We start from the raw sequence: 2456 nt of genomic DNA, 5'->3' as shown, positions 1-2456 counted from the left end.
TTAATTGGATTTGGCCACATACCATTCAAGTCATTCATCAGCATTCCGTTGTTGTAACAATAGCCGTATCTATTTAGGGTAAATGGCATTTCTATTGTACCTTAAATTACATCGAACACAATCCATTATAGCATAATTAAATGAGATTCCAACCTCATTTTGATCTTCTTGACGTTATAATTTACCCTCTTTTGAAAAATAATATACGTCTCATGCTAACTTTTCATATTGGTAGTTGTATTTTGTGTATGCGAAACTATCTCTTCATATTCTGGATATTTTGGAAGCTGGCTAATGTGGATCTCTTCTGAAAGGACTGGTATTCCTTTGGCTTTTTTCTCTGTTGATTCTTTTGCCAGTGTTGATACAAACTCTTTAAGCAAAAAAGAACCACAAAGACTTTTCAATTTCATACTCATCTAAAAGTATAGCTTTTAACTATATAAAACCTTAATCTTTGTGATTCTTTGCGATTCCATTTATTTTTTATTTGCTATATTCTGTTATTCATCTCTATCCATTTTAGACATCTATCTATATGTCTTTTTTTCTTCGGAATTTAATTCTTCAATATCATTTTTTCTTCATTTTTTTATTGAAAAATTTATCTAGTATATCTAGTATAAAAGTTGCAAGCGCGGATGCTCCTGCAATACTAGGATTTGATTTCTTCGCTAAAAAAATGAATATATACCAAACAAAAAGCTATTAAAACAAAAATTAATCTTGAAATTATTCTTTTTATTTTACTATCTGAGTAATAAAGCGCCATTGCAACTCTTAACAAACAAGAAAAAATAAAAATTGCAACTATAATAGCAACTATACATACAATCGTTTCTACAAGTGTTATCATTTATCTCACTCCCTTAGAATAATTTATAATAATATGGACTAAATTCTTTTAATTCAGCTGGATTAACTATTAAATTCATTGAAGTCAAATCTGAGACCAATGCATAAAATTCATCAGGCATATGTGCTTCACATATTCTTACACATGATAACTTACTACCATTTCTAAACCCTTTTATAGTATCAAATCTTCTTAAAGGACTTCTTCTATATGCCTTAAACTTCAATTCTTTTAATGGAATTTCTTTTCTTCCCTTACTCAAATAACTTTCTTCAATATCATCTAAAACCACTTGAATAAGTAATCTTTGAAACTTTACTCCAATCCAAACGATTCCATATCCTACTAATACAATAGACCCCATAAGAAGAGCCATTACAATACACATTGCTACTCCATCTACAAATCTATTAATGATATTGCCCTTATCCCATACAACCGCTGAATATAATCCAAATCCAGCTGGAAAATAAAAGCCCATAACTTTGGAAATAAATTTCATACCTTTCAAGGTATCCTCTATATTAGATTCCGAAGTATATAAATGAACTATTTTATTACCATTATTTCTTTCTCTTTTCATTTTATTTTCCTCCTGAAATAATAAAATTTTCTATTCAGTACATTCCTTCAGTGCTGCATTATAAAAACCAATAGCAGAATCTAATCCCATTGAAAAAATATTCGTTAAATCACCTGAAACTCTTGATCCAATTCCATCAATTAGAGTTGATTCAAATCCCAACCATTTATTTAGCTTTTTATTTAGTGTTTCATCTACTTCTTTGCTAATCTCTTGTATTGGTTGTTTATATTTATGGAGTTCTATCCTTGCATCTAGAATCTTACCCCTTATCTTATCTTTTTTATTATTACTTAATCCTTTCTTATTCAATTTTCTTTTTAATTTAGCTATATACTCTTCTTTAGCATCAAGAAGAGGCATCTGTTCTTCTATTGTCTGAATATTTTCTTCTGTCACCTCAACAGACACATTAGTATGATTTTCTGCGATTTTTTTTACTGGATTTCCAATATATGAAATAGTTGCATTCGCTGCAAATGAACTAAATGCATCTTTAGCAATAGTACCTCCACTCTTGCCTTCTCTTACATCAGTAATAACTGATGCTCCAGCTCCAATAAAGCCACTTACTGCAGCTTCTATATGGTGTGAATTAATTTTACTTAAACACTTTAGCCCTGAAGCAGCTCCTGGCAAAACCGAAAATGCCGCTCCAATTCCTCCTTGTATAGCCACTTCTTTATAGTCCATTTTATTGAAATCCTTACCACTTGAATATTGACTTCCCATCTCTATTCCTGCTCCAGTAATAAATCCTGATGCTGCCACAGCTACTAACGGTGCTGCTGTTCCACCTGTAGCCGTAACTAATAATGCTGCTCCAAAAATTGCTGCTCCCTGTATTGCCCCACCAATAATCTGTCTTTTGTGACTCTTAACAAAATTTCCAGCGTTCTTAACAACACCTCCAACCGCCTTAGCAGCCTTTTTTGTCTTATCCTTAACCCACTTAATTGGATTTGGCCACATACCATTCAAGTCATTCATCAGCATTCCGTTGTTGTAACAATAGCC

Annotated in this window: 4 protein-coding genes; all 4 read right to left on the bottom strand. The window is 31.8% G+C overall.

Going from position 1 to position 2456, the window contains the following annotated elements:
* Positions 1-215: 215 nt before the first annotated feature.
* Positions 216-419, bottom strand: coding sequence for a hypothetical protein (locus BLV79_RS12300; protein WP_074719264.1), 204 nt, complete (start codon positions 417-419; stop codon positions 216-218).
* 236 nt (positions 420-655) lie between these two features.
* Positions 656-856, bottom strand: a complete 201-nt coding sequence (locus BLV79_RS12295; RefSeq protein WP_074719263.1) for a hypothetical protein — start codon at positions 854-856, stop codon at positions 656-658.
* A gap of 13 nt (positions 857-869) precedes the next feature.
* On the bottom strand, positions 870-1439 hold the full coding sequence (locus BLV79_RS12290) for a hypothetical protein (RefSeq protein ID WP_074719262.1): 570 nt from the start codon (positions 1437-1439) through the stop codon (positions 870-872).
* A gap of 30 nt (positions 1440-1469) precedes the next feature.
* Positions 1470-2456 (bottom strand): hypothetical protein (locus tag BLV79_RS12840; RefSeq protein ID WP_200795903.1); only part of this gene is annotated, 987 nt, incomplete at its 5' end.

This window comes from Lachnobacterium bovis DSM 14045 (assembly GCF_900107245.1).
Lineage (GTDB): Bacteria > Bacillota > Clostridia > Lachnospirales > Lachnospiraceae > Roseburia > Roseburia bovis.
Note: the sequence above shows the minus strand (reverse complement) of the source record. Positions and strands in the feature narration are given on the sequence as shown.